A 25,562-nucleotide genomic window follows, 5' to 3' on the forward strand; every position below is an offset into this window, starting at 1 on the left:
CCGCCCACTCTTCGCCTGCATAAATTCCGATAATAGCGCACCTTATTGACTAAAAGGATTACTCCGTGACCCCCACATTGCAACTGGCCTTTGACCTTATCCGCCGTCGCTCCGTAACCCCCGAGGACGCAGGCTGTATGGACCTGATGATTGAGCGACTGGAAAAAATTGGGTTCAAAGTGGCAAAGCTGCGCCGTGGCGATACCGATAATTTTTGGGCGGTGCGCAACGGGCAAAGCAAAGGCCCACTGCTCGCCTTCGCCGGACACACCGATGTCGTGCCGAGCGGGCCGGAGGAAAACTGGAGCAGCCCACCCTTCGAACCCGAAATCCGCGATGGCTTTCTGTATGGTCGCGGCGCGGCCGATATGAAGGGTTCACTGGCAGCAATAGTGGTGGCCTGTGAGGAGTTTATCCATCAGCACCCCGATCACAGCGGTCGCATCGCCTTTTTGATCACCAGCGACGAAGAGGGGCCGGCAATCAACGGCACAGTCAAAGTCGTTGAGTGGCTCGAAGAGCAGGGAGAAAAAATAGACTGCTGTATTGTCGGTGAGCCCTCCAGCAGCGAGCGCGTCGGCGATATTATCAAAAATGGAAGGCGCGGCTCCCTGGGCCTTGAATTAAAAGTCTTCGGTGTGCAGGGACATGTGGCCTATCCACATCTGGCGGAAAACCCAATTCACAATTTGGCCCCAGCTCTCGCTGAACTGGCCGCAGAAGAGTGGGATCAGGGCAACCAATTTTTCCCAGCCACCAGCTTCCAGGTTTCCAATATCAACGGAGGTACAGGAGCAACCAATGTGATTCCCGGTGAGGTGGATCTGCTCTGTAACTGGCGCTTTTCTACAGAATCCACCGCCGAAGAACTGGAGGCCCGTGCCCGAGCAATCCTGGATAAGCACAACTTAAAATATGAAGCGAACTTTAATTTGTCCGGGCACCCCTTCCTCACTGCCGAGGGTCCACTGGTCCACGCTGTAGAGCAAGCGATTCAAAAAATTACAGGAAAAGAAACAGAATTATCGACGGCAGGGGGCACTTCCGATGGCCGCTTTATCGCTCCAACAGGAGCGCAGGTAGTGGAGCTGGGGCCGGTCAATGCCACTATTCACAAAGTTGATGAGAGAGTAAAAGCCGACGATTTGGATATACTCAAGGAAATCTATCGGGAAGTACTTAGGGAGCTTCTAACCTGAGCTTACTGCCGCAGACGATAATTATTTATTAATTGCACGGACTATCCCACTAAATACACGGATCGGCTTATTCGCCTCCTGCCCGACCGTCTCTGCGGTATGCTCCTTCCGATAACAAAATGGAGGAGCCCGCAGATAATGAACAGACTATTGAAAATAGCCGCGGCGATATTAATCGCCAGTCCTGCCCTCGCTGAAGAGCAACCCACTAACTTCAGCTATGAGGATGTATTCAATCTCGAGTATGCCAGCGACCCTCAGTTCAGTAACGACGGAAAGAGTATTTACTACGTCCGCAACTCCATGAACAAAATGGCGGACAACAAGCGGGCAAACCTATGGCGCATCAGTGCCGACGGCAAGGACCACCGCCCACTGACCTCAGGAGATTACGCTGATTATTCGCCGCGCCTATCCCCGGACGGTAAAACAATCGCCTTTATCAGTTCCCGCAGCGGCAGCCCCCAGATACACCTATTGTGGCTCGATAACGGTCAAAACCTGCAGATCTCCCACCTGCCAAAATCCCCTTCAAATATTCAGTGGTCAAGGGACGGCAAACAAATTGCCTTCACCATGTTTGTGCCAGAGAGCAAACCTCTGCCGGTTGAACTGCCCGGAGCGCCCGAGGGCGCCGAGTGGGCAAAATCACCCCAGTTTATCGACCGCAGTATTTATCGTGCGGACGGTATGGGTTATCTCAAGCAGGGGCACACCCAAATATTTGTCATCTCCCGTGAGGGCGGCACGCCGCGTCAGCTTACCAGCGGTGAGTTCGACCACAACAGTAGTCTCGCCTGGAGTAAAAACAACGACGCTATTTACTTTTCTGCAAACCGCCACCCCGATCACGAGATCGAACTGATGAACTCTGAAATTTATAGAGTAAATCTCAAGGATGGCGACATTGAGCAGATCACCGAAAGATTCGGGCCTGATCACCATCCGCAGATCTCCCCCGATGGTAAAAAGCTTGCCTACCTGGGATTTGAGGATCAACGGCTCGGGTACCAACAACACAGCCTGCGCATCATCGATCTCGGCAGCGGCGAGTCTCGCAAAGTCCAAACCGCAAAAGACCGCAGTATCTCCAGCTACCACTGGCTAGGCGACAGTAAACGTATCGCTTACAGCTACGACGATCAGGGCTCCACAAAAATTGCCATTAAAAAAATTGGTGGCAGTGACACTGTAATCGCCAGTGATGCTGGCGGTCTATCGCTGGGGAGACCCTACTCGGGCACTCACTTTGCCACATCCAAGCGCGGAGCTATTGCTTACACGCAAACCAATCCGCAACATCCGGCAGAGCTGGCTTTGGCCCACAATGGCAAAGTAAAAGCGCTGACCAGCCTCAATAACGATGTGATGCCACTGCGCAATATGGCCCGCGTGGAGGAGATCAATTACAAGTCCAGTTTTGATGGCCGTGATATACAGGGCTGGGTCGCCTACCCGCCCAACTTCGACCCGAAGAAAAAATATCCCTTGCTGTTGGAAATTCATGGCGGGCCCTTCTCTAACTATGGCCCCCGGTTCGCCGCAGAGGTGCAACTTTTTGCTGCCGCAGGCTATGTGGTTCTCTATACAAACCCTCGAGGCTCCACCAGCTATGGGCATGAATTTGCCAATCTGATTCACCACAACTACCCGAGCCAGGATTACGACGATTTGATGGCCGGCGTGGATGCAGTCATCAACCAGGGTTTTATCGATGAGGAACAACTGTTTGTTACCGGCGGCAGCGGGGGCGGCACCCTAACAGCCTGGATCATCGGCAAAACCGATCGATTCCGAGCTGCGGTCGTTGCCAAACCAGTAATCAACTGGGAAAGCTTCGTCTTGACTGCCGATTATTCCAGGTTCTTTACTAAGTACTGGTTCTCAGGCATGCCCTGGGAAAAACCGGAGGAATATCGCCGCCGTTCACCGCTGACTTATGTGGGCAATGTCACTACGCCAACCATGCTGCTTACTGGAGAGGAGGACTACCGCACACCGATGTCTGAAACAGAGCAGTTTTACCAGGCACTGAAGTTGAACGATGTGGAAGCTGCAATGGTGCGTATCCCAGGCGCCTCTCACAGTATTGCCGCGCGACCCAGCCAGATGATTGCTAAGGTAGCCTCTATCTTGTACTGGTTTGAACAGCACAAGCCAGATAGAGAAAATGCAAACGAGAACTTAGCAGGCAATTAGCCAGTACTCTTGAAACTAAAAGTGTGGGCTAAAAGCCCACACATATCCTCATAATAGACTTGATACAGAACATAAAAAGATAAATCACAGCTTTCTTTCAGCCACCCCTGAGTCTACAATTCGGTTTCCCTCTGCATAAAGGCGGCATTTCCCAAAGACCTTATAACGCTGCCGAGATTTCTCACAAAGATTAAGTGCAGCATCATTTGCAGCTTCCTGATTAATATTCTCTTCAGAAAAACCTATAACAAAGGCCCCCCTAAAATCTAAGGCCAATGCCAAAGCTTTTTCCCCTGGCATATCCTGGTATTTAATAAGGTTTTCTCCCAAACCTTCTTTCACAGGCTTAGCGGATAAACGAGGGCTGCTAACATTTTCAATCTCCCTGCGCATTGAATCCAGACGACCCTCCCTTTCCAAACTGGAAAGCTGTACCATTAGAGGGCCAACAACCTGAGAAAAATATTCTCTATCACGACTAATATAAAGCTCATGAGCATACCACCATGCTATACCTGTGTGCCTTGGTGCACGCAAATAAGCCTGCTCCAGCATTTCAAAATAACTTTCTCGAGGATACCCTAATACCTGCATTGCAACTGCAAGTTCATACCAATAAACAGGCACATCATCATGGGAATTAATAAGCTTGATATACTCATCTCGTATATCAGCTACTACGGTTAAATTAATATTCTCAGCTTTCGACAGCTCTTCGACCAAACCAACACGAGCCTTAGCTTCAAGAAACCATTCCTGCTCGTGGTGATCAACAGGGATGGAGCTCAACCATTCTTTGGCTTGGAGGATATTTCCAGCATGAAGCTCAGCAAGTGCCATTGTAACAATTAGCTCATAGCTGCTATTCCCTTCCTTTTTAGCATACTCAATAAAATCTTTTAATTTAATGACATCCTGCCCCGAAAACGACATAAAACGAGCAATCTCTAATATCGCTTTATCTTTCTGGAGAGACTTTACCAATGGATTAACTTTAATCCCATTCTCTAGATCTAAAGGCCTATCAACATAACCAAAGCTACCCAACTTAGCCAAATGCAGATACTGAGATTCTAACTCTTCAAATGTCATACCCAACTCTTCCCACAGCGATCGAGCCGAATCTGGGTCTCTATCATACTCAACCAGATATTTATTAAGAGCTTTTCGTCTTTCCACATCAAAAAACAGCCAATGCGTCAACATCCAACCACTGGCATAGAGCTCTGTTCTATCTTTGAGGCTTAAAGACCCTTTTTTCGCATCAAGCAATTTATCTAGAGGCAATAAATTTGAAGCATTGAGGCCGACCACACGACTAGCAGGCATCCTTCCTAGCCTAAATTCCCCATCACTAAAACTAACTGTAGAAAATATTTCTGCAACACCCTCACTATACCAATATGGAAGATTGAAAGAATCACGCCCATAAGACAAAAAGTGAATGTATTCATGAAACAAAGTTTGGCGCGCTGGGTTGTCCGGGTAAAACCTATTACCTTCCAAATTTACAATGGCAAAGCTACCGTAGAATGTATTTTGAAAAGCCCCAATAACACGCCGAGAATCATCCCCACTAAACAACCCTCTAAAACTAAGACTGTCATCAAGTGCGTAGATAGTTAACTTTTGTTGATCCGGCACAAACTTAAGATATTCCCTAGCGACAGGCCTAAGCATCTCAAGATCAATAGCCAATTCCTTTGCTTTCGTGGCATCATCATTCGTTACAATACGAAAATGCTCTGTCTCCACCTCATACCAATCTGAGTTAACCAACTTCTGAGACGAAGTGCATCCCCCGAGAAAAAAAGCAACAAAAAAAAGCACTGTATAAAAAAGTTTAAATAATAAAGAGCTGCTATATGTCTTGGCACTCATTTATACCTCCTAAAGACCTTATTCGAGTTAGGCGAAGCCTGAAAGTTACACAATAGACGACTGATAAAGTAGCAACCTCAAGAGATAAGCGCCTTCAATAAAATTGCAGAAACACCCCCACTTTAAACTTGGTACTTTTTGAGAGGAATGAAAACTGATAAAAGTCTTATTTTTGCCAATGAAGCATATGGATTTTATAGAGAGAAAAATAAGATGGGGCCTTATACTGAACTACTAACCTTTATTGACAAGAATGTCGGTGTCGATTCAATGGAAAACAGCCTGCGGTGAAACAGCAATAAGTTAATAAAGGGCTAATCTTTTCAGTGTCATCTGACTTACCAACTAGTGCCCTTAATTCACAACCGAATTACCCACCTTTTAATGGAGGTTTCCTGAAGTATGGGAAGACTCTTCGACTGGACTGACTTGCTCGTCAAAGCCATGTGACAATACAAAATAAAAAATTACCTGCATCTGCCCTTGAAATTCGGTAACCAAATCAAAATTGAATTCCCCTCGTTCACCAGGGTTCACTCGAACAGTGGATACATGCGCAGGTTCGATAAAGAATTCTGCTACGGGGCGCTTTCCTCGGATAACCTGAACGAGCAAGGTGCGGGCATCCTCCTCAGCAAAGCGCCAATAGTAGTCATCATCATCGTAAACTACTGAGTCTGTACTCCCGGCACGAAGGATACAGTTGGGATGTTCGGCCAACCAAGCCCAGAATTCTTTAAAGGGTATTGCCTGATGCATGCAATTTTAATCATCCAACTCAATGATGCTGTCAGCACCACCATCAAGATTGAATTCATCAGCAATTTGTTTGCACCACAGGTTAAGGCGCTGAGCAGTCAACTCTTCCTGTTGATCCTCATCGATAGCGAGGCCCATAAATTTGCCCTCACCTTCGACCTCCGCCTTGGAAGCTTCAAACTCATAGCCTTCAGTGGACCACAAACCGACAATGGTCGCTCCTCGCCCGACAATCACATCGTGCAACATGCCCATAGCGTCGAGGAAGTAATCGCCGTATCCGAACTGGTCGCCCAAACCGTAAAGGGCCACGGTCTTGCCGCTAAAGTCGATTTCCTGCACATCTTCCCAGAACTCCTCCCAATCGGACTGAATCTGGCCGAAATCCCAGGTGGGAATACCAAAAATCAGCTGCTCGTAGTTGGCGATATCCAGCTGAGTGACATCGGCAATATCAAACAGATCTACCCTATCCTCACCCAGGCGGGCGCGGATACGCAGGGCTATAGATTCAGTGTTGCCTTCGTCGCTGCCATAAAACAAGCCGATTTTGCTCACAGTCACTCCTCTCTGCCCTAACCGGGCCACACTAGACACCTATTTGCGGGGCGGCGTATTCTCCCAGCAATAGCGGAATGCAGCAAGCTGACTCTGAAAAGCAAAAGCAGGGGAAACAAAAAGGCCCCCTTGAACGGGGGCAAAGGGTTATGAACCTACCGGGCCTCTGGGGAAGGGCGCGCCCGGTGGATCGCACAAGGAGTCTATAGAAGGGTAATCAGGAGTCTGAAGAGCGGCGCTCAAGGCGGCCTTCGCGCCATTTCATTCGGCGCTCTTTGCGCTCAGCTTTTAGCTCTTCAAACTTGGCTTTCTGCTCATCGGTGAGAATCGCCTCAAATTGCTGGCGCATCTGGTGGTGACTCTGCATTTGCTGTACCTTCAGCCGACCCAGTTCGGCACCTAGCTGATCCACTGTAGCCTGGTCAGCACCGGACTCTATCGCAGTATGGATTTGCTTTCGCAGAGCATTCAGCTGTTCACGCTGGGCATTTCTCGCCTCACGGGTACCATCGCGGTTGGCTTTTAGCTGTGCCTTTTGTCCCTCGGTCAGCTGCAACTCACGGGCCATGTGCTCAAAGCCGCGCTTGTGGTGATCCCCACCCCCGCCAGACGCCATCGTCGCTGCGGGGAAAGCTAAAACACCCGCCAGGGCCAAACTGCTTACCGCCAGTTTCCAGTTCTTCATCATTCTGTCCTCTCGTTTGCATTCAGTGATTTCATAGTAAGTGTGGCCTGTGTAAACAGGGGCAAACCGGGGTAAACAATTGTTAAGAACGGTAAAAAGCCCACAGGGCTGCGATAACTAGCGCCAGTGCTTTGCATATAATGGCACCACAGCAACAGAGAGAACGCCATGAGCCGAATCCTCCTGATCGATGACGACACAGAATTGACCGACCTGCTGAGGGAGTTCCTCACTGGCGAAGGCTTTGAAGTAACAGCGGCCAATGATGGCGGCCGGGGGCTTGAGCTGGCACAGAGCCAAAACTTTGACGCCCTGGTACTGGATGTGATGCTTCCAGTGCACAACGGTTTTGACGTGCTGCGTAAACTCCGCGAAGAGGCCTCCCCAACGAGTAGATCCCTGCCTGTCATCATGCTCACAGCCAAAGGCGATACCGTGGATCGCATTGTGGGCCTGGAAATGGGGGCCGATGACTACCTGCCCAAACCTTGTAATCCACGTGAGCTGGCCGCGCGCCTGCGCGCTATATTGCGCCGTGGGCGGGTTGAAATAGAAGAAAATGACGACAGCCTTAGCAGCGGTCAGTTGCGACTTTTACCAGCTGAACACCAGGCCTATTGGAGCGAACAGGCCCTATCCCTCACTGGTGCTGAATTCTCAGTACTCAAAGTGCTGGTACAGCACGCCGGGGATGTGGTTGGCAAAGAGGTTCTGACCGAAAGTGCACTAGGGCGCAAGCTTATGCCCTACGATCGCTCAATCGACGTACATGTGAGCAATATCCGTAAGAAGCTCGCCGACAAAGGCGCCAGCCGCGATCTGATTATCAATATTCGCGGCGCTGGCTATATGCTCACCCAGGCCAAGCAGTAGGTAGTATCAAAATGCGCAGCCTCTTCTGGAAAATGTTTTTTGGCGCATGGATCACCGCCATGGTGATGGTGGTTGCCGCCATTTACATTACCCATTTTGGCGAGTTTGGCGACCCACGCCAGGAGGAGCGCTGGGAGGGGCCCGCACTATTTCGAGAAGTCATGCGCAATATGCGTATAGCCCGCCGCCATGGTCCTGAGCAGTTCCAGCACTGGCTGGAGCGAGCGCCTAAGAAAGTCCAACGCCGCGTCTACGCGGTGGACCACCTGGGCAACGATCTGCTTGGGCGCCAGGTTCCTACCGATATGAAGCCTCTGATCAACAGCCTGGATTACCGCAATCGCGAAGCGCACATGTTAGTGGACAATAAACCCACCGTGGGCTTCTTCCTGCCACTACGCACAGGGGACCCTCTACGCATCGCCCTGGTTGCCGGCGATAGCAAGGAAGGCCTTTTGCTGCGCTTCCTATGGCGCAATTTCTGGCCCATGCTGCTGCTTTCAATGATCGCTTCCGGAGTTGCCTGCTACTGGCTGGCCAGCTACTTGAGCCGCCCCCTTGAACAGCTCCGAACCGCCACCAGACGAGTCGCTGCCGGTGAGCTGGACTACAGGGTTGCTCCGAGTTTACGCACCCGCAACGATGAACTGACTGACCTTGCCCTCGATTTTGACTCAATGACCGCACAACTGCAGGAGTCCATGTCCGAACAGCGCCGCCTGATCAAGGATGTTTCTCACGAGTTGCGCTCCCCCCTGGCTCGGCTCCAGGTAGCTTTGGCTATCGCCCGCCAAAAGCAGGTGGCAGGGCTTGACACCGAGCTGGACAAAATCGGCAAGGCTGCGGATTACCTGGAGGATATCATTGCCGATGTATTGTCCCTGCCAGTCAGTAGCCAGGAGCAGCGTCCACTGGACGATGTGGTCGAGTTGAACAGCCTGCTTTCGGCATTGATTGATGATCTGCACATAGAAGCTGAGGAAAAAAGCCTGAGCTTTGATGTGAGCACCACTGGCGAAGAGCTTTTAATCGCTACTCGCGGCAGCTCGCTGACCGCAGCACTGGAGAATATTCTGCGTAATGCCATCAAATACAGCCCCTCAGGCGGCCTCGTACGAGTACTGGTAGAGGAGTCCGGGGAATCCTGTAGCATCTCTGTAGTCGACTCTGGCTCAGGGGTTGAGGAGGAGGAACTGGAGGCTATTTTCCGCCCCTTCTATCGAACGGACAGCGCACGCACCCGGGAGAGTGGTGGCTTTGGCCTGGGTCTGGCTATTGCCCAACGCACTCTGCTGCACCATGGAGGCAGTATCACTGCGCGCAATAGCATTGGTGCCGGCCTGTGTGTCGAGATTCAGCTGCCACTTCTGCATATCACCGACGATTGAACGGCGCAAAAACTGCTATAAACAATCTATCGCCAGCATGGGCTGGCGATCATGACTATTTGACCGCCAATAGCAAAGGACCCTGCTATGCGCTGGATCATCTATATCCTCATATTCCTGGTATTGTTACTGCTCGCCGGATATCTGTTCCCTCGAGAGGTAAGCCTTGAGCGGAGCGTCTATATCGATAAGCCTCCCCAGGCCGTCTTTCCCTACGTCAATAATTTTCGCAAATTCAATAGCTGGTCCCCTTGGCGCAATATAGACCCATCTATGCAATACGATTACAGCGGACCTGAAGAGGGCGTGGGCGCGGAAATGAGTTGGCGTGGCGAGAACTCGAAGGCAGGCAGCGGCAGCCAGACTATCACCGCCAGCACGCCAAATTCTATGGTCCGCACCAAACTGGCTTTCGGTGATGGTAGCACTGCGGAGGCGGAGTTTAAGCTGCAACCCGAGGGTGAAGGCACCAAGATAACCTGGGCCTTTATGAGCGATACAGGAGGCGGCCCCAGGGAACGCTGGATGGGCCTGGCTGTGAAAAAAATGGTGGGCGAGTCCTACGAACACGGACTGTCAAAACTTAAGAATTTATTGGAATCCAGTACTGACGCAATTGAGGGTCCGACGCCCGGCGGAGCAGACCAGGGGAGCAGTAATACTACAGACTCCGTCTCAGATATTCCCTCGGATGTTGATGATGCTATGGGGGGAGGCCCGCAGGGTGTTCAATCGGAAATGCAAAACCAACAGCAGGAGGAAGCTGGGGAAACACCGGAGAATGAACCCCAATCACCATAGACCGCGCTACCAGCCTCATTACTATTTTCAATAAAAAAGCCCGCTAATGGCGGGCTTTTTTATTGGGGCTTACCTGGACTTGTTGCGGCGCTGCGCCGGCACCGGCGACTTGCGTAGCTTTCGGCGCTGGCGCTCAAGAGTCTGTTTTTCTCCCTGTGTGAGCGGTCTCTGACCAAGTTTTGGCAGACCCGCAGTAACACACAGATCATCAATTTCGCGAGGCTCCATCTCAATCCACTGGCCCACACGCACATGGGAGGGGATAAATACACTACCGTAGCGAACTCTCTTGAGGCGGCTCACTCGCACACCCTGAGATTCCCACAAACGCCGCACTTCACGGTTGCGCCCCTCCATTACCACGCAATAGAACCAGCGGTTCCTACCCTCACCGCCGCTCTCGACGATATCAGTAAAGCGCGCAGAGCCATCATCCAGCAATACCCCTTTGACCAAGCGCCTTTTCATCTCATCGTCCACTTCGCCCTGGATTCGTACCAGGTATTCGCGATCGATCACCGAGGAGGGATGCATCAATTTGTTGGCCAGCTCACCACTGTTGGTAAACAATAGGAGTCCACTGGTATTAAAATCCAAGCGCCCCACAGAAATCCAACGCCCCGTCTTCAACCTTGGTAATCGATCGTAAACTGTCGGGCGCCCTTCGGGATCGTGGCGTGAGCAAATCTCACCGACCGGCTTGTTGTACAGAATGACGCGGCAGCGATTCTCCTCGGTCGATGGCAGTCGCTGACCATCAAATTCAATGCGGTCCTGGTCGGTAACCCGCTCACCTAGCTCCGCCACTTTTCCATTGATTGTCACGCGGCCAGCATCGATCGCGCGTTCCATCTCTCGCCGTGAACCAAGGCCACTGCGTGCCAATACTTTCTGCAATTTTTCGCCTGCTGGCGAGGTGCCATCACTCATGGGGTGGTGTTTTCCACTTGCACTACATCCTGGGAATCATCATCGACATCAGCATTCCCTTCGGCCCTATCTTCCAGTCCGACTTCGCTCGCTGTGTCGTTATCACCAAACAGGCTACTAGGCGGCAGGGTCGCCGCTATCGGGGCTGTGCTATGCGCCTCCGCTACCAGTTCAGTCTCTCTATTATCGTCTTGGGGGGCGGCTTCAGTATCACCTGTGTCAACGGCACCCAAATTCTCTAATACCGTTTCTTCCTGCGCCCGCTCAATCTCCATCGCAACCAGCGATGCCGCAGCCTCAACCGCATCATCCCGATCGCCTTCATCTAATTTCTCATCAATTTTCTCTCGCTCCACTGGCGACACAGGCTCAACTTCTTCAGCAGGCTGGTCTTCTGACTGCGCTACAATTTCCTCTACCAGCACTTCAACCCGCACATCTCCATCAATATCATCAGGCTCATTATCAATATCGCCCACTGACTCTTCAGCCGCAATATCAACAACTTCTTCTTCAGAACCCTCACCGCTGATTTGCGACACCTCAATATCTGCACTATCAGTCTCTGCCGCGGCAATCTCCTCTGGGGACAACCCCTCTGCTTCAAGGATCTTGTTGAGACTCTCTATATCGCGAATCTCAGCCAGGGTTGGCAAATTATCCAGGGAGCATAGATTAAAGTAATCCAGAAATTCCCGCGTGGTCGCATACAGCGATGGTTTGCCAGGCACATCACGATGGCCAACTACTTTGACCCAACCGCGCTCAAGCAGGGTTTTAACAATCTGCGAACTTACCGCTACACCGCGAATCTCCTCGATATCTCCGCGGGTTACCGGTTGGCGATAGGCGATGATTGCCAGAGTTTCCAAAGTTGCGCGGGAATACCTCTGCGCTTTTTCCTCCCAAAGGCGGTTTACCCAGGGCGCCAAATCTTCAGGCACCTGGAAACGCCAGCCCGTGGCCACCTTCCTGAGTTCAAAGCCGCGCCCAATACAATCCTGCGCTATCTCCTCAAGGATATCTCTCAAGGTTGTATTGGAGGGCTGCTCCTCTTCTTCAAGCAGCGACAATAACTTTTCTTCACTCAGAGGCTGCCCTGCCGCAAGCAGGGCGCCCTCTACAATTCTGCGCAGTAATTCCGGAGCGATTGTCATCTTCTATTTTCTAACTCTGATGCTTTCTCGGCAATTCATCCAGCACGTCCCACTTTTACGCACCAGCTAACTCTTCGCTTGGCTGCCCATTCTGCTCTACTACCGACTGCTCATCCTCAGCAGCCAGTGTGTCAATACCCTCCAGCTCACTCTCAATTGGCAGTAATTCACCACTTGGTGCTCCAGCTGGCTGAGCATCGTCGTCTCCTTCCAAGCTACTTTCAGGACCCGAGAGGTACTCGTCATGACTATCAACACTTCCGGAGCCACTCTGCCCGGCTGCCCGTACATGGATCGGGCCGAAGGCCTCGTTTTGTACCAGTTCCGCCAGGGACTCTTTCACCAACTCCATCACCGCAAGGAAAGTAACCACCACACCAAGGCGCCCCTCCTTCACGGTAAACAGGCTCACAAAAGGCACAAATTGGCCGTGGCGAATCTGATCCAGTACCTGGGTCATACGTTCACGGGTAGAGAGCTTCTCCCGTTCGACCTGGTGGCTCTCAAACATATCCGCACGACGCAATACATCTGCCAGAGCAACCAATACCTCTTTGAGATCCACATCCGGGTCGGGTCGGGTGATACTGCGATCGGGGCCTTCAGCGCTGGCTTGGTGAATATCTCGCCCCATACGTGGAATCTCGTCGAGATCCTCCGCAGCAGTCTTAAAACGCTCATATTCCTGCAAGCGGCGGATCAATGCGGCCCGAGGGTCTTCACCCTCCTCTTCCTCAGCTTCCGGCGGGCGCGGCAGTAACATTCTCGACTTGATCTCTGCGAGCATGGCTGCCATCACCAGGTACTCGGCTGCAAGCTCAAAACGTATCGACGTCATCATTTCCACGTAGGCCATATACTGGCGGGTGATGTCTGATACATTAATTTCAAGAATATCCAGGTTCTGGCGACGAATCAGGTATAGAAGCAGATCCAGGGGCCCCTCAAAGGCCTCCAAAATCACTTCCAAAGCATCTGGCGGAATAAACAGGTCTGGTGGCAGGTCAGTAAAAGCCTCGCCTAATACCAGTGCCACAGGCGCATCTTCCGAATGACCTGGCGTATCTACACTCTCAGGGGGAGCTTCGGTAGAGTCGCCTTCACTCGCCGCGACCTCGGCAAGCACCTGCTCCTCCACCTCGGCTAGTAATTCTTCACTGGACACCCTGCCCCACCCTCGAAAGCGCAAACGCGCGATTATACACTAGCGTGACACTATTCAGCCCAGAATTTCATCAGCCGTTCCGCAACCCTGGCGAATCAGCTCCGGCTCTTCGCCGGTAAGGTCTACAACAGTGGTTGGCTCCATACCACAGAACCCCCCATCAATCACCAGCTCGACCTGATGCTCAAGGGTATCGCGAATATCGTAGGGGTCGGTCAGGGGCTGCTCATCACCTGGCATGATCAGGCTGCAACTCATCAGGGGCTCACCCACTGTTTCAATCAGGGCGAGAGTTATTGCATTGTCGGGTACACGGATACCAATAGTCTTACGCTTCGGGTGAATAAGACGACGTGGCACTTCTGCGGTAGCCGGCATAATAAATGTATAGGGGCCAGGTGTATGATTCTTGAGTAGGCGGAACATCTGATTATCTACCTTGGCATAGGTAGCCAGCTCCGATAGATCCCGACACATTAGAGTGAAATTATGCTGTTTATCCAGCTGTCTCAATGCGCGAATGCGCTCAACGGCCAACTTTTCTCCAAGGCGGCAGCCAATGGCATAGGCAGAATCTGTGGGGTAGACGATAACCCCTCCTGCATTCACGATATCAGCAGCCTGAGAAATCAGGCGCCCTTGAGGATTATCCGGATGAATCTGAAAAAACTGCGCCACAAAAGCCCCCCAAGCCTTTAATGAATTGAAACCTCTTTGCGGACCTTGACTGACCCGCAAGGGATCTCGGTTCGACAGCATCTACAAAACATACGTAAAAAGTACGCTTGGCTAGGCTGTCATGGCATGACCGGGTCGATCCCGGTGCAGAGTGTGCCACAGATTCCATACCGGCTCGACGTCTTCTGGTAGACGCACGCAACCCAATTCCCGCCAGGGCTGGTCTGGCTGGTGAAAATCACTTCCCAGGGAACAGCGCAATTGCGGACCGTTAAGTTCAGTTGTGACCGAAGCCATAAGACTCCGCAATTCCTTAGTCTGGGTAGGATTTTGGCGGCCGCACAGCAACTCTATCGCATCGCCCCCGCAGCGCGAAAACTCGCCAAGTAACCGGACCAACTGGGTGCGGGTAAACCCATACTTAAGTGGGTGTGCCAATACAGCACTGCCGCCAGCCGCATGAATTGTCTCTATGGTCTCCACCATTTGGGGCCACTCGACCTTCACATCACCTACCTTACCTGCGCCTAAATAACGCTTAAAAGCCCGCGCTGTATCCTCTACATGACCCGCTTCTACTAACCATCGGGCAAAATGCGGTCTGCCCAATACAGATTCCCCTGCAACAGCACGCCCACCCTCTAGAGCACCGATGAAGCCGCGCTTGTGCAGTCGCTCAGCAATACGCTCGGCACGCTCCAGGCGAAGCCCTTCGCGCAAGCTTATGGCATTACGCAGCTCCTGCGACGTCAGATCAACATTGAGACCAACAATGTGAATCGAGCGACGCCCCCAAAGGCTGGAGAATTCAATCCCTGCCAGCACAGTGATGCCCAATTGGTCACCAGCTTCCTGTGCCTGTGCTACTCCATCCACTGTATCGTGGTCCGTGAGTGCCATCAGTGTCACACCTTGGCATTTCGCCCTCGACACCAGCTGTGCAGGACTTAAAATACCGTCAGAAGCGGTACTGTGACAGTGCAGATCGACAAGATCGGTATTCAGATCAGCAGACAGGGCTCTCAATAGTGGGCTCTCACTCAGTTTGGCGACAGTGATCGTCGCAGTATCCATTATTTTGGAACAATTACCCGGCAATGCTGTCACAGCGGCACCCGGCGTTTTCAGGGATAAGGCCCGGACCAATGGTCAGCCTAGGTGACCTCGGGGCCGGAGTCTGACAGCAGTATTGTCAGTGGGGAAGAAATTGTTTTGGAGGGACTATAGAGATATCGCCTCCAGACTGATTTCCTGCGGGCATTATCACCGGAATAGAGTATGACCGAAACGAATTCGACTACAACATCTCCCGAGAAACCTAAAAAGGAAGGGTTTCTCAGCAATATCACCTTCAATGTCATCATTCCGACATTGATACTGACCAAACTTTCCGGGGATGACTGGTTGGGCCCAACTTGGGCGTTAATCGTGGCCCTGGCCTTCCCGCTGGGATACGGTCTTCGCGACCTGCTGCGCCTGGGCAAGGTCAACTTCTTCTCGGCCCTCGGGTTTATAGGCATCCTTCTCACCGGCGGTATCAGCTTGCTAAAGCTGGACCCGCAATATATCGCGATCAAGGAAGCCGCGATCCCCGGCCTGCTGGGCGTTGCAACGGCTCTATCCGTTTATACCCGCTGGCCCCTGGTCAAAACCCTCCTCTACAACGATCAAATTCTGAATACGGCAAAAATTGCCCAGTCATTACAGGCAAATGGCAACCAGCCGGCCTTTGAGCGCACTTTGCGCCAGACCTCATGGATTGTTGCCGGGTCATTCTTTTTCTCCTCGGCGCTGAACTACATTCTCGCCAAAATGATCGTCACCAGCCCACCCGGCACCGAAGCCTACAACACCGAGCTGGGTGAAATGACGGCATATGGATATCTGGTTATTGCAATCCCATCAACCCTGATCTTAATGGGTGCCCTCTTTTTCCTTTTCTCCCGCATCGGCAAGCTGACCGGGTTGAAACTGGAAGAAGTGATGGTCGCGCAATAGCACTTTAAAGAACTAACAAGAGCATTAAATACAATGTGGTACGCAATCATCAGTGAAGATGTTAGCGATAGTCTCCCTTTGCGCAAAAAAGCGCGCGCTGATCACCTGGCTAGACTCGGCCGCCTGAAAGATGAAGGCCGCCTGCTCGCCGCCGGCCCCCATCCATCCATAGACAGTGAAGAGCCAGGTGAATCAGGCTTCAGTGGCAGCCTTGTTATTGCAGAGTTTCCCTCGCTTGAGGATGCAAAAGCCTGGGCTGACAGAGACCCCTATATCGAAGCAGGGGTCTACGCATCAATAACCGTCAAACCCTTCAAGTTAGTGCTGCCCTGATAACAACATAAAAATAGAAGCTGTATGACCATGAGAAAACTAATGTCGGGCCTACTTGCTGCGGCACTATTAAATGTGGTTCCAGCCTTAGTAAGCGCTGAAACCCGCTATATCACCGACCAACTTCACGTACCCATGCGCTCCGGCAAGGGTAACGGGTTTCGCATTCTCCACCGGGGGCTGCCAAGTGGCACCGAGCTTACGGTCCTGGAGGACGCTGCATCTGAAGGCTGGACACGAGTGCGGACACCGGGCGGCACTGAAGGCTGGGTCAGGCGCCAATACCTGGTATCCGAACCGGTAGCAAAGCTCAAACTGGCCAGCGCCGAAGCCAACCTGGCCCGCTTTGAAAAGATGGAGGGAAATCTCGGTGGCGAGGTCCGCCGCCTGGAAGAGGAGAACAGCCGGTTGAATAGTTCCCTGAGCGCGGCCCAGCAACAGACACAAAACCTTACTACTGAACTCAAAGCACTCAAGACCCTGTCCTCGGACGCTATATCCCTCAATGAGCGTCACCAGAAACTTCTGCACCAGCACGAGCTACTCAAGCAGGAAAAAATTATGGCAGAGGCCGAGATCCAACGTCTTTCCGGCAGTGAATCCCAGAGATGGTATTTGTTTGGTGCCTTATCTGTGGCAGTCGGTGCCATACTCGCAATGATTGCCCCCCGCGTTCGCCCCCGCAAACGCCACTCCGAGTGGGCCAACTGATCTCACTTCCGGGCAAAGAAATCGCATACTATTAAGAGCTGGGATTGCGGCATTTGCCGCCCCCCGCAGCCCTTCATCCAGCATTAGACCGGGCGCGCTGTTAAATTAGATCCCTAAAACAACCCCAAAAGGACAAGGATGATGCGTAAACTTTTTGTGTGTTTTCTCTGTGCTCTCTTTGCGCTTCCCGCACTGGCCAAAAATCCCCAGGTTGAACTGAAAACTGACCTGGGCGTAATCCGGGTTGAGCTGTTCGCTAAAGAGGCTCCGGCCACAGTGGAGAATTTTCTCGCCTATACCGATAGCGGGTTTTATAACGGGATTATCTTTCATCGGGTCGTGCCCGGTTTTGTAGTACAGGCTGGCGGCTTCACTTTTGATTTCCAAAGGAAAGAAACCCGCGACGCAATTGTCAACGAATCCACCAATGGCTTACAGAATCTGCGTGGCACCCTGTCGATGGCGAGGACTAACGATCCAGATAGTGCAACCTCACAATTTTTTATCAACCTGGTGGACAACACCAGGCTCGATGCAAAAGAAGACCAGGCAGGCTATGCCGTATTTGGCAAGGTGATCGAAGGCATGGATGTAGTAGAAAAAATTGTGCGGGAGCCTCGTGGCCTATATCGAAAGCACCCGAGTGCACCCAACGTGCCTATCCGTATCCTCGACGCAAAAAGAATCGATGTCGGCGATAAAACTATCGCCAACAACACTAAGGGAGAATAAGCAGTGATAGCCCTCAGCGTAAATCTCAACAAAATTGCCCTCATCCGCAATTCCCGCGAGGGCAACTTTCCCGACGTTGTCGCCCACGGCAGGATCTGCCTAGATGCTGGCGCACAGGGAATTACTGTGCATCCGCGTCCGGATCAGCGCCATATCCGCCCTGGCGATGTACGCGAACTTGCAACTCTGTGCAGGGAACGACAGGGCATAGAGTTCAATGTTGAGGGCAACCCCTTCGCTACACATTTAGCGGACTATCCAGGCCTAGTGGAATTGGCACTGGAAACCAAGCCCGATCAGTGCACCCTGGTACCAGACAGCAATGACCAACTGACTTCAGACCACGGTTTCAATCTCAAGCTCGACGGCCCGCGCCTAGTGCCACAGATTGCGAAATTGAAGGGGGCGGGAATCCGCGTCAGTTTGTTTATGGACCCTGACCTGGAACAGATCAGCCTGGCAAGAGATATTGGCGCTGATCGAATTGAGCTTTATACCGGTCCTTACGCGGAAGCTGTTGCCAAACAGAGCCCGGATTTGGATAGCATTTTTGCCACCCACTGCGCCGCTGCCGAACACGCACGTCAGCTGGGCCTCGGTGTTAATGCAGGCCACGACCTCAATCTCGTTAACTTGCACCGCTATCGTACCCTGCCGGGGCTACAGGAAGTCTCCATCGGCCACGCTCTCACGGTGGATGCCATAAGTATGGGGCTTGAGAATGCCGTAAAAGCCTACCTCGATTGCCTCGCCGGAAACTGATGCAGACACTTAACATTATTGGTGCTGGCCGCCTGGGGAAAACCCTCGGGCGCCTGTGGCAGCAAAAAGGACTATTCCAACTTAAGTCCATCTTCAATCGCAGCTACGACAGTGCACTGGCAGCGGTTGAATTTATCGGTGCGGGCCAGGCTGCCGAGTCTCTAGAATCCATGGCCGAAGCCGACTGCTGGCTGATTTCCTGCTCTGACGGTGAGATTGCTGTGATTGCCCAGCGCCTCTCCGATAAACTTACAGAGCGCAACGACGTTATCGCATTTCATTGCAGCGGAGCACTCAGCTCGCAGGTTCTCGAAGTTCTGCGCCCCGCCTCCATCGCCAGTGCCCATCCGGTTCACAGTTTCGCCGAGCCCCTGCACTCCCTGGATACCCTCCCCGGCAGCAGTGTCGCACTGGAGGGAGACAGTCTTGCTGTCAGTGCTCTGGAAAATGCTTTCACCGCCCTTGGTTGCGAAATCCTTACCATTGAGGCTCAACACAAGTCCCTGTATCACGCTGGTTCAGTAATTGCCTGCAACTATCTCACCGCTCTGATTGACCTGAGTCTACGCAGCTTTGCCGCGGCGGGTATCGAGCGCAACAGCGCCCTCAAACTGCTTGAACCTATTGTCCTGCAGACCGCACAGAACAATATGTCCCTGGGCCCCGAAAAGTCCCTCACAGGTCCTATTGCCCGAGGTGACCTGGAGACAGTTGCCACTCAAGTGGAGAATCTTGCCTCTGTGGACCCACAATTGGCACTTCACTATCGCCAACTGGGACTCGCCTGTGTAGAGTTGGCGCGGCGCGGCCAGCTATCGGATGAGAGCGCGGCCAGTTTGATCGAATTATTGAGTGAGCCAATGCGGTGAAAGACTCCTCTGAGTACCTGAAAAAAAGAGCCTTCTACGACAGTCTTCTAACCATTTATGGGCGCAAGCCGGTTCTCGAAGCCCTGGAAGATCCCAGCCTACCGGTGCATAAACTACACCTGGCAAGCAGCAACCGGCGCGATCAACTAATCAGTCGTATGGAGGCGCTGGCCGAGGAGCGCCAGGTGGAAATTGTCCATTGGGACCGCAAGGGACTCTCACGAATCTCGAAGAATTCTCGCCAGGACCAGGGAGTGGCACTTGACCTGGCCCTCCCCCACTACAGCACCTGCGAAGGATTTCTTCAGCAGCGTCAAGGCGACAACAATAAAAAGCCCTACGAGCTGTTGGCACTCGATGGTATTACCAATCCACAGAACCTGGGCATGATTATTCGTTCCGCCTGTGCAGGCGGCATAGATGGCATAATCCTACCGCGCAAAGGCTGCGCACAGATTGACCCACTGGTGATCAAGGCCAGTACTGGCACCCTGTTTAAAACTCGCATTTTGCGCTGTGAAACACTGGCGAACACACTGGGAGAATTCCGCAAGGCGGGAGCCCGTGTCTGCGGCCTCTCCTCTCACGCGCAATTGACCCTGGCAGAGGTTACAGGTGAAGTCCCCACCATTTTTGTTCTCGGCAATGAAACACGCGGTGTCAGCGAGGCCGTATCGAAACAGTGTAATGAATTACTCCGCATCCCCATGCACAATGATGTCGAAAGCCTGAATGTAGCGGTTACCGCCGCCCTAATTAGCTTCCGCCACCAACTCTGAAGCTTCCCTGGGGGTTAAACAACTCCCGCTAAACTCTTTAACCCCCAATAAGCTCCCGTATTTGGGCACCTCTCCACGACAGCAGCTGCACTTTATCCACTAGCTACCTCTACTCACAGATTCTGTGGATATCTCTGTGATTAACTCTCAAGCGATCGGCGCAAAGGCCCATGGTTACGTCATTGTGACAATCTGAAGAAAAAATAACCAAAGCTGGAAACGTTCAAAAAATCAACGAGTTACGAATGAAAGTAAATCCTGCTTAAAAGATCCCCTAAGTAAATGACCGAAATAACAGGAAGAGACACGGCTGTGGAAAGTGGCACGCTTGGCGGGAAAAAAGTGGTGCAGGGGTGCCAAACACCCCTGCAAGCGGCGGGGAAGTAATTACTTATTTTATTCCCATTCAATAGTCGCTGGCGGCTTACTGGACACGTCGTAGGCTACGCGCGAGATATGCTCTATCTCATTGATAATGCGATTGGAAACCTTCTCAATCAGTTCGTAGGGCAAATGCGCCCAGCGCGCGGTCATAAAGTCCACGGTTTCCACTGCGCGAAGTGCCACCACATATTCGTAGCGACGACCATCCCCCACGACACCGACAGACTTCACCGGCAGGAATACCACAAACGCCTGGCTGGTTTTATGGTACCAATCGGCCTTGTGTAGCTCCTCGATAAAGATCGCATCTGCTTCGCGCAGGATATCAGCGTACTCCCTTTTTACTTCGCCAAGAATACGTACTCCCAAACCCGGTCCCGGGAAGGGATGGCGGTAGACCATATCGTAGGGCAGACCCAGCTCCAGGCCGATTTTGCGCACCTCATCCTTAAACAATTCGCGCAGAGGTTCTACCAGATCAAACTGCATATCTTCCGGCAGGCCACCCACATTGTGGTGAGACTTAATCACATGGGCTTTGCCCGTTTTGGCTGCGGCGGATTCAATCACATCCGGATAAATAGTACCCTGGGCCAGGAACTTCACATCCTGCAATTTGGAAGCTTCTCGATCGAAAATCTCGATAAAGGTATTACCGATAATTTTGCGCTTGGCTTCAGGCTCATCCACACCTGCCAGACGTGAGAGGAAATCCTCTTCCGCATCGGCTCGAACAACCCGTACGCCCATATTGTCGGCGAACATTTGCATCACCTGATCGCCCTCATTTTTGCGCAACAGGCCGTTGTCCACAAAAACACAGGTCAGCTGATCACCAATCGCCTTGTGCAGCAGTGCCGCCACAACAGAACTGTCGACACCCCCTGAAAGACCCAGTAATACCTTGCCATCGCCCACTTGTTCTCGCACTTTGGCGATGGAGTCCTCGATGATATTGGCCGGGGTCCAGAGCTTTTCACAACCGCAGATGTCGATAACAAAGTGTTCATAGATACGCATTCCCTGAAGGGTATGGGTCACTTCCGGGTGGAACTGCACACCAAAGAAGTTCTTTTCGGCGGAGTACATGCCGGCGATGGGGCAGGAATCGGTGGAAGCCAGAAGTTCAAAGCCTTCTGGCATCTGCACAACTTTATCGCCGTGGCTCATCCATACATCCAGCAGTGCCTCACCTTCATCGTTGAGATGATCTCTGATATCGCGCAGCAGATTCGAAGTGCCCTCTACTTTTACCTGGGCATAGCCAAACTCACGGACATCACTGCCCTGCACTGCGCCGCCCAGCTGGTGTGCCATGGTCTGCATGCCATAGCAAATCCCCAGTACCGGCACTCCCAAGCTGTAAACCACTTCTGGCGCGCGGGGAGAGCCCTCTTCCGGTACAGACTCGGGCCCACCGGCCAGGATAATACCTTTCGGGTTATATTCGCGGATCTCTTCTTCGCTCATGTCGAAGGCGCGAATTTCGGAAAAAACACCCAGCTCGCGCACACGGCGGGCGATCAACTGGGTGTACTGGGACCCAAAGTCGAGGATCAGAATTCGGCTGGAGTGGATATCTTGGCTCATGATTGACTCATTAACAGAATAAATAACGGCAAACGGACCTGAAAGGTCCGTTTGCGGCTTGGTACTGAAAGTTGTTCACCGGGAGGCTTAGCGTCCACCCACCGGGTAGTTGGGCGCTTCTTTGGTAATCTGTACATCATGCACATGGGACTCACCCATGCCGGCGGCAGTTACTCGCACAAACTCCGGACGGGTGCGCATGGTTTCAATATCCACACTACCGGTATAACCCATAGCTGAGCGCAGGCCGCCCAGCATCTGGTGCACTATGGCAGACAGAGGACCTTTGTAGGGGACGCGCCCTTCGATACCTTCCGGAACCAGTTTCTCTGCGCCCTTGCTGGCATCTTGGAAATAGCGGTCAGAAGATCCCTGGGTGCGCGCCATAGCGCCGAGAGAGCCCATGCCCCGATAGGATTTATAAGTACGTCCTTGATACAGTTCTACCTCACCCGGCGCCTCTTCGGTACCGGCAAACATGGAGCCCATCATTACAGAGGAAGCACCAGCGACAATCGCTTTGGAAATATCACCGGAGTAGCGGATACCGCCATCGGCAATCATAGGCACGCCTGTCCCTTTAAGTGCAGTGGAAACCTCGGCAATTGCCGTTACCTGGGGCACACCGATACCAGTCACGATTCGAGTGGTGCAAATAGAACCGGGCCCAATACCTACCTTCACTGCGTCCGCACCAGCTTCAACCAATGCACGAGCGGCTTCCCCTGTCGCAATATTGCCGCCGATGACATCCACTTGGGGGTGCATTTCTTTGATACGGCGTACACGATCAATCACGTTGAGGGAGTGGCCGTGGGCAGTATCGACTACCAACACATCCACACCAGCCTCTACAAGAGCTGCCACACGGTCATCAGTATCAGGGCTTGTACCGACAGATGCGCCGACACGTAGGCGACCATCGGAGTCCTTGCAGGAATTCGGATACTGCTCGGCCTTATTAAAGTCTTTAACGGTAATCAGACCACGCAACTCAAAGTCATCGTTCACAACGAGTACTTTCTCGATGCGGTGCTTGTGCAGCAATTCGCGCACATGATCTGAAGAGGCATCTTCGTGAGCAGTTACCAGACGCTCTTTCGGAGTCATCACACTGGCGACGCTAACATCCAGATCGGTAAGAAAGCGTACATCGCGGCTGGTTACGATACCAACCAGATTGCCTTTATCCATTACCGGAACACCGGAAATATTATGGTGGCTTGTCAGTGCGATCAGCTCGCGTACAGTGGCATCAGACTCAATAGTAATAGGATCTTTTACCACACCAGCTTCGAATTTTTTTACGGCTCGAACCGCAAGAGCCTGCTCTTCAATAGACATGCTCTTGTGGATAATACCAATACCACCTTCCTGAGCCAGGGCAATAGCCAGGCGTGCTTCCGTCACCGTATCCATAGCGGCGGATACAATGGGAATATTCAGGGTGATATTGCGGGAAAGCTGGGTTTTCAGGCTGACATCCTTGGCGGTAACCTCGGAAAAACCGGGCACAAGTAGGACGTCGTCAAAAGTGAGGGCTTCGCGCGCGATGCGCAGATTGGATTCAGACATTGTTGACACTCAAACCTCGAATAGGCGGGATTGGGTATCGGCGCGATTATACCTCTCAGCGCCCAAAGCGCAAATGTCAATTTGCAGAAAAGTGGTTTTCTCGAGTAAAGCCCTTTACCTGTAGGGGGGATACTGCAATATTGCTCCGCCAGTTATTCCCAGTGAGACCCAGATGCAATCCAGCTCCCCCAACCAAAAGCGCAGCGTCCTGTCTGTAAGCGAACTGAATCGCGAGGTGAAACACCTGCTGGAGAGCAACGTACCCCTATTGTGGATCAGCGGGGAGATATCCAATTTTACTGTGCCCAGCTCAGGCCATTGGTATTTCAGCCTTAAAGATGCACACGCACAGGTGCGTTGTGCCATGTTCCGCGGACGTAACCGCAATGTGGCCTTTCGCCCACAGAATGGTCGCGAAGTACTGATCCGCGCACGGGTAAGCCTCTATGAAGGACGCGGGGAATTCCAGCTCATTATCGAGCATATGGAAGAGGCCGGCTTCGGTGCACTGATGCGCCAGTTGGAGCAACTCAAAGCAAAGTTGCAGGCCGAGGGATTATTCGATCCATCACGTAAGCGCAACCTGCCCTACTTGCCCACCAATATTGGCATTATTACCTCACCAACCGGTGCCGCCGTTCGCGATATGATCCATGTATTAGGTCGCCGTTACCCAGCCGCGGAAATCGAGCTATGGCCGGTAGCTGTTCAGGGACAAGGGGCGGCACAAAAAATTGCCGCGGCAATTGAAAAAGCCGGTAGCAGTGGCCGCCATGAGCTGCTGATTGTGGGACGTGGAGGCGGCTCACTGGAGGACCTGTGGCCTTTTAACGAAGAAGTCGTAGCCAGGGCACTGGCTGCCTGCCCCATCCCCACAATTTCGGCAGTAGGCCACGAAACCGATACCACAATTTCAGACTTGGCCGCCGACTTGCGCGCTCCCACCCCTTCAGCCGCAGCGGAGATCGCCAGCGCAAATGCAGCGGAGTTATTTCAACGGCTCGAAAATAGCAGAGTTCGGTTATATCGCGCAATACAACACCAGATGCGCCACTTACAGCAACTGGTCATGTTGAAGCGCAACCGCCTGCGCCACCCTCGCGAGCAGTTACAGAATCGTGCCCAGCACCTGGACCACATTGAAATGCGCCTGTTTGCCGCCGGACAGCTGCAAACCCAGCAGCGTCGAGCCCAACTGGCCTCGGCCCAACGGTCATTTGTCCATTACCAACCAAAGCGTCATATTCAGGAGAAACGTGAAAAGCTGCAACAAGCAGAATCGAACCTGCAACGCGTTACTGAATTTCGTTTGAAGCACAATAACGACAAACTCAACCTCCTGGCACAGTTACTTCACAATGTGAGTCCACTGGCGGTTCTACAACGGGGTTATGCTATCGCTATGGACACCAACGGCAGAGCCATTAAAGACGGCCGTACTCTGGAAGCAGACCAGGAGGTCAATATTAAACTGGCCCGCGGGAACTTTTCTGCAAGGGTGGAAAGTATTGGGGACTAAAGTCCAGAATAGAAAAGCGCCCCAGGCACGACACTAT

Annotated in this window: 24 protein-coding genes and 1 pseudogene; 14 read left to right on the forward strand and 11 right to left on the reverse strand. The window is 52.4% G+C overall.

Translation table 11 applies throughout. From position 1 onward, the window contains the following. The first annotated feature begins 65 nt into the window (after nucleotides 1–65). Entirely contained in the window at nucleotides 66–1,199 is a 1,134-nt protein-coding gene (gene dapE / locus ACJJJB_RS12745; protein ID WP_445365008.1) for a succinyl-diaminopimelate desuccinylase, read from the forward strand. Between the two features lie 138 nt (nucleotides 1,200–1,337). Further along, nucleotides 1,338–3,398, forward strand: coding sequence for a S9 family peptidase (locus tag ACJJJB_RS12750; RefSeq protein WP_445365009.1), 2,061 nt, complete (start codon nucleotides 1,338–1,340; stop codon nucleotides 3,396–3,398). A gap of 84 nt (nucleotides 3,399–3,482) precedes the next feature. Here the strand turns inward: ACJJJB_RS12750 and ACJJJB_RS12755 are convergent, their stop codons facing one another. Further along, a complete protein-coding gene (locus ACJJJB_RS12755) occupies nucleotides 3,483–5,279 on the reverse strand; it encodes a hypothetical protein (protein WP_445365010.1) in 1,797 nt (598 codons plus the stop codon). A 147-nt stretch (nucleotides 5,280–5,426) separates the two neighbouring features. Between ACJJJB_RS12755 and ACJJJB_RS12760 the strand changes: the two genes are divergently transcribed. After that, complete coding sequence (locus tag ACJJJB_RS12760; RefSeq protein WP_353376524.1) at nucleotides 5,427–5,570, forward strand: hypothetical protein; 144 nt, start codon at nucleotides 5,427–5,429, stop codon at nucleotides 5,568–5,570. Between the two features lie 90 nt (nucleotides 5,571–5,660). On the opposite strand, the gene ACJJJB_RS12765 is transcribed toward ACJJJB_RS12760, so the two are convergent. The 3 genes from ACJJJB_RS12765 to ACJJJB_RS12775 all read right to left on the reverse strand — a co-directional run bounded on the left by ACJJJB_RS12765 (nucleotide 5,661) and on the right by ACJJJB_RS12775 (nucleotide 7,284). After that, nucleotides 5,661–6,038 carry a hypothetical protein gene (locus ACJJJB_RS12765; protein WP_353376523.1) on the reverse strand — a complete coding sequence of 126 codons (378 nt, stop codon included), beginning with the start codon at nucleotides 6,036–6,038 and terminating at the stop codon, nucleotides 5,661–5,663. Between the two features lie 6 nt (nucleotides 6,039–6,044). Beyond that, nucleotides 6,045–6,596: a flavodoxin gene (locus ACJJJB_RS12770; RefSeq protein ID WP_020413538.1), complete on the reverse strand. Its 552-nt coding sequence runs from the start codon at nucleotides 6,594–6,596 to the stop codon at nucleotides 6,045–6,047. 217 nt (nucleotides 6,597–6,813) lie between these two features. Next, nucleotides 6,814–7,284 carry a Spy/CpxP family protein refolding chaperone gene (locus tag ACJJJB_RS12775; protein ID WP_353376522.1) on the reverse strand — a complete coding sequence of 157 codons (471 nt, stop codon included), beginning with the start codon at nucleotides 7,282–7,284 and terminating at the stop codon, nucleotides 6,814–6,816. Nucleotides 7,285–7,449: 165 nt separating this feature from the next. Between ACJJJB_RS12775 and ACJJJB_RS12780 the strand changes: the two genes are divergently transcribed. From ACJJJB_RS12780 to ACJJJB_RS12790, 3 genes are all read left to right on the forward strand, one after another. Beyond that, the gene (locus ACJJJB_RS12780) at nucleotides 7,450–8,154 is read left to right on the forward strand and encodes a response regulator transcription factor (protein ID WP_020413542.1); all 705 of its coding nucleotides are present in this window, start codon (nucleotides 7,450–7,452) and stop codon (nucleotides 8,152–8,154) included. An 11-nt stretch (nucleotides 8,155–8,165) separates the two neighbouring features. Continuing rightward, the gene (locus tag ACJJJB_RS12785; RefSeq protein ID WP_445365011.1) at nucleotides 8,166–9,542 is read left to right on the forward strand and encodes an ATP-binding protein; all 1,377 of its coding nucleotides are present in this window, start codon (nucleotides 8,166–8,168) and stop codon (nucleotides 9,540–9,542) included. An 87-nt stretch (nucleotides 9,543–9,629) separates the two neighbouring features. Next, a complete protein-coding gene (locus ACJJJB_RS12790) occupies nucleotides 9,630–10,343 on the forward strand; it encodes an SRPBCC family protein (RefSeq protein WP_020413544.1) in 714 nt (237 codons plus the stop codon). Between the two features lie 69 nt (nucleotides 10,344–10,412). Here the strand turns inward: ACJJJB_RS12790 and rluB are convergent, their stop codons facing one another. The 5 genes and pseudogenes from rluB to ACJJJB_RS12815 all read right to left on the reverse strand — a co-directional run bounded on the left by rluB (nucleotide 10,413) and on the right by ACJJJB_RS12815 (nucleotide 15,380). Then, a complete protein-coding gene (gene rluB / locus ACJJJB_RS12795) occupies nucleotides 10,413–11,273 on the reverse strand; it encodes a 23S rRNA pseudouridine(2605) synthase RluB (protein WP_020413545.1) in 861 nt (286 codons plus the stop codon). Then, the gene (gene scpB, locus ACJJJB_RS12800; protein WP_445365012.1) at nucleotides 11,270–12,430 is read right to left on the reverse strand and encodes an SMC-Scp complex subunit ScpB; all 1,161 of its coding nucleotides are present in this window, start codon (nucleotides 12,428–12,430) and stop codon (nucleotides 11,270–11,272) included. Before scpB ends, rluB begins: the two co-directional genes overlap by 4 nt. A 271-nt stretch (nucleotides 12,431–12,701) precedes the next feature. Then, nucleotides 12,702–13,466, reverse strand: a pseudogene (locus ACJJJB_RS12805) (segregation and condensation protein A); the annotation flags it as partial. Nucleotides 13,467–13,649: 183 nt separating this feature from the next. Next, nucleotides 13,650–14,273, reverse strand: coding sequence for an L-threonylcarbamoyladenylate synthase (locus ACJJJB_RS12810; RefSeq protein ID WP_020413548.1), 624 nt, complete (start codon nucleotides 14,271–14,273; stop codon nucleotides 13,650–13,652). Between the two features lie 111 nt (nucleotides 14,274–14,384). Next, nucleotides 14,385–15,380: a PHP domain-containing protein gene (locus ACJJJB_RS12815; RefSeq protein WP_445365013.1), complete on the reverse strand. Its 996-nt coding sequence runs from the start codon at nucleotides 15,378–15,380 to the stop codon at nucleotides 14,385–14,387. Nucleotides 15,381–15,551: 171 nt separating this feature from the next. On the opposite strand from ACJJJB_RS12815, the gene ACJJJB_RS12820 reads away from it, so the two are divergent. From ACJJJB_RS12820 to rlmB, 7 genes are all read left to right on the forward strand, one after another. Further along, complete coding sequence (locus ACJJJB_RS12820) at nucleotides 15,552–16,271, forward strand: VC0807 family protein (protein ID WP_020413550.1); 720 nt, start codon at nucleotides 15,552–15,554, stop codon at nucleotides 16,269–16,271. 33 nt (nucleotides 16,272–16,304) lie between these two features. After that, on the forward strand, nucleotides 16,305–16,604 hold the full coding sequence (locus tag ACJJJB_RS12825; protein WP_020413551.1) for a YciI family protein: 300 nt from the start codon (nucleotides 16,305–16,307) through the stop codon (nucleotides 16,602–16,604). A 24-nt stretch (nucleotides 16,605–16,628) separates the two neighbouring features. After that, nucleotides 16,629–17,315 carry a TIGR04211 family SH3 domain-containing protein gene (locus ACJJJB_RS12830; protein ID WP_353376516.1) on the forward strand — a complete coding sequence of 229 codons (687 nt, stop codon included), beginning with the start codon at nucleotides 16,629–16,631 and terminating at the stop codon, nucleotides 17,313–17,315. A 141-nt stretch (nucleotides 17,316–17,456) separates the two neighbouring features. Continuing rightward, nucleotides 17,457–18,047 carry a peptidylprolyl isomerase gene (locus ACJJJB_RS12835; RefSeq protein ID WP_157533499.1) on the forward strand — a complete coding sequence of 197 codons (591 nt, stop codon included), beginning with the start codon at nucleotides 17,457–17,459 and terminating at the stop codon, nucleotides 18,045–18,047. Between the two features lie 3 nt (nucleotides 18,048–18,050). Beyond that, nucleotides 18,051–18,809: a pyridoxine 5'-phosphate synthase gene (locus ACJJJB_RS12840; RefSeq protein ID WP_020413554.1), complete on the forward strand. Its 759-nt coding sequence runs from the start codon at nucleotides 18,051–18,053 to the stop codon at nucleotides 18,807–18,809. Beyond that, nucleotides 18,809–19,678: a Rossmann-like and DUF2520 domain-containing protein gene (locus ACJJJB_RS12845; protein ID WP_445365014.1), complete on the forward strand. Its 870-nt coding sequence runs from the start codon at nucleotides 18,809–18,811 to the stop codon at nucleotides 19,676–19,678. Before ACJJJB_RS12840 ends, ACJJJB_RS12845 begins: the two co-directional genes overlap by 1 nt. Continuing rightward, the gene (gene rlmB / locus ACJJJB_RS12850; protein ID WP_020413556.1) at nucleotides 19,675–20,457 is read left to right on the forward strand and encodes a 23S rRNA (guanosine(2251)-2'-O)-methyltransferase RlmB; all 783 of its coding nucleotides are present in this window, start codon (nucleotides 19,675–19,677) and stop codon (nucleotides 20,455–20,457) included. Before ACJJJB_RS12845 ends, rlmB begins: the two co-directional genes overlap by 4 nt. Nucleotides 20,458–20,853: 396 nt before the next feature. Here the strand turns inward: rlmB and guaA are convergent, their stop codons facing one another. Together guaA and guaB are read right to left on the reverse strand one after the other, a co-directional pair. Further along, nucleotides 20,854–22,431 carry a glutamine-hydrolyzing GMP synthase gene (guaA, locus tag ACJJJB_RS12855; protein WP_020413557.1) on the reverse strand — a complete coding sequence of 526 codons (1,578 nt, stop codon included), beginning with the start codon at nucleotides 22,429–22,431 and terminating at the stop codon, nucleotides 20,854–20,856. A gap of 87 nt (nucleotides 22,432–22,518) precedes the next feature. Further along, nucleotides 22,519–24,006, reverse strand: coding sequence for an IMP dehydrogenase (guaB, locus tag ACJJJB_RS12860; protein ID WP_020413558.1), 1,488 nt, complete (start codon nucleotides 24,004–24,006; stop codon nucleotides 22,519–22,521). Between the two features lie 172 nt (nucleotides 24,007–24,178). Between guaB and xseA the strand changes: the two genes are divergently transcribed. Further along, nucleotides 24,179–25,525 carry an exodeoxyribonuclease VII large subunit gene (xseA, locus tag ACJJJB_RS12865; RefSeq protein WP_445365015.1) on the forward strand — a complete coding sequence of 449 codons (1,347 nt, stop codon included), beginning with the start codon at nucleotides 24,179–24,181 and terminating at the stop codon, nucleotides 25,523–25,525. The last annotated feature ends 37 nt before the right edge of the window (nucleotides 25,526–25,562 follow it).

This window comes from Microbulbifer variabilis, assembly GCF_052468405.1.

What these genes read in the sequence shown, in the direction of transcription:
- ACJJJB_RS12750 (WP_445365009.1), top strand. Translation starts at nt 1,338, where the DNA reads ATGAACAGACTATTGAAAATAGCCGCGGCGATATTAATCGCCAGTCCT.
- ACJJJB_RS12755 (WP_445365010.1), bottom strand. Translation starts at nt 5,279, where the DNA reads ATGAGTGCCAAGACATATAGCAGCTCTTTATTATTTAAACTTTTTTAT.
- ACJJJB_RS12760 (WP_353376524.1), top strand. Translation starts at nt 5,427, where the DNA reads ATGAAAACTGATAAAAGTCTTATTTTTGCCAATGAAGCATATGGATTT.
- ACJJJB_RS12765 (WP_353376523.1), bottom strand. Translation starts at nt 6,038, where the DNA reads ATGCATCAGGCAATACCCTTTAAAGAATTCTGGGCTTGGTTGGCCGAA.
- ACJJJB_RS12775 (WP_353376522.1), bottom strand. Translation starts at nt 7,284, where the DNA reads ATGATGAAGAACTGGAAACTGGCGGTAAGCAGTTTGGCCCTGGCGGGT.
- ACJJJB_RS12780 (WP_020413542.1), top strand. Translation starts at nt 7,450, where the DNA reads ATGAGCCGAATCCTCCTGATCGATGACGACACAGAATTGACCGACCTG.
- ACJJJB_RS12785 (WP_445365011.1), top strand. Translation starts at nt 8,166, where the DNA reads ATGCGCAGCCTCTTCTGGAAAATGTTTTTTGGCGCATGGATCACCGCC.
- ACJJJB_RS12790 (WP_020413544.1), top strand. Translation starts at nt 9,630, where the DNA reads ATGCGCTGGATCATCTATATCCTCATATTCCTGGTATTGTTACTGCTC.
- rluB (WP_020413545.1), bottom strand. Translation starts at nt 11,273, where the DNA reads ATGAGTGATGGCACCTCGCCAGCAGGCGAAAAATTGCAGAAAGTATTG.
- scpB (WP_445365012.1), bottom strand. Translation starts at nt 12,430, where the DNA reads ATGACAATCGCTCCGGAATTACTGCGCAGAATTGTAGAGGGCGCCCTG.
- ACJJJB_RS12820 (WP_020413550.1), top strand. Translation starts at nt 15,552, where the DNA reads ATGACCGAAACGAATTCGACTACAACATCTCCCGAGAAACCTAAAAAG.
- ACJJJB_RS12825 (WP_020413551.1), top strand. Translation starts at nt 16,305, where the DNA reads ATGTGGTACGCAATCATCAGTGAAGATGTTAGCGATAGTCTCCCTTTG.
- ACJJJB_RS12830 (WP_353376516.1), top strand. Translation starts at nt 16,629, where the DNA reads ATGACCATGAGAAAACTAATGTCGGGCCTACTTGCTGCGGCACTATTA.
- ACJJJB_RS12835 (WP_157533499.1), top strand. Translation starts at nt 17,457, where the DNA reads ATGCGTAAACTTTTTGTGTGTTTTCTCTGTGCTCTCTTTGCGCTTCCC.
- ACJJJB_RS12845 (WP_445365014.1), top strand. Translation starts at nt 18,809, where the DNA reads ATGCAGACACTTAACATTATTGGTGCTGGCCGCCTGGGGAAAACCCTC.
- guaA (WP_020413557.1), bottom strand. Translation starts at nt 22,431, where the DNA reads ATGAGCCAAGATATCCACTCCAGCCGAATTCTGATCCTCGACTTTGGG.
- guaB (WP_020413558.1), bottom strand. Translation starts at nt 24,006, where the DNA reads ATGTCTGAATCCAATCTGCGCATCGCGCGCGAAGCCCTCACTTTTGAC.
- xseA (WP_445365015.1), top strand. Translation starts at nt 24,179, where the DNA reads ATGCAATCCAGCTCCCCCAACCAAAAGCGCAGCGTCCTGTCTGTAAGC.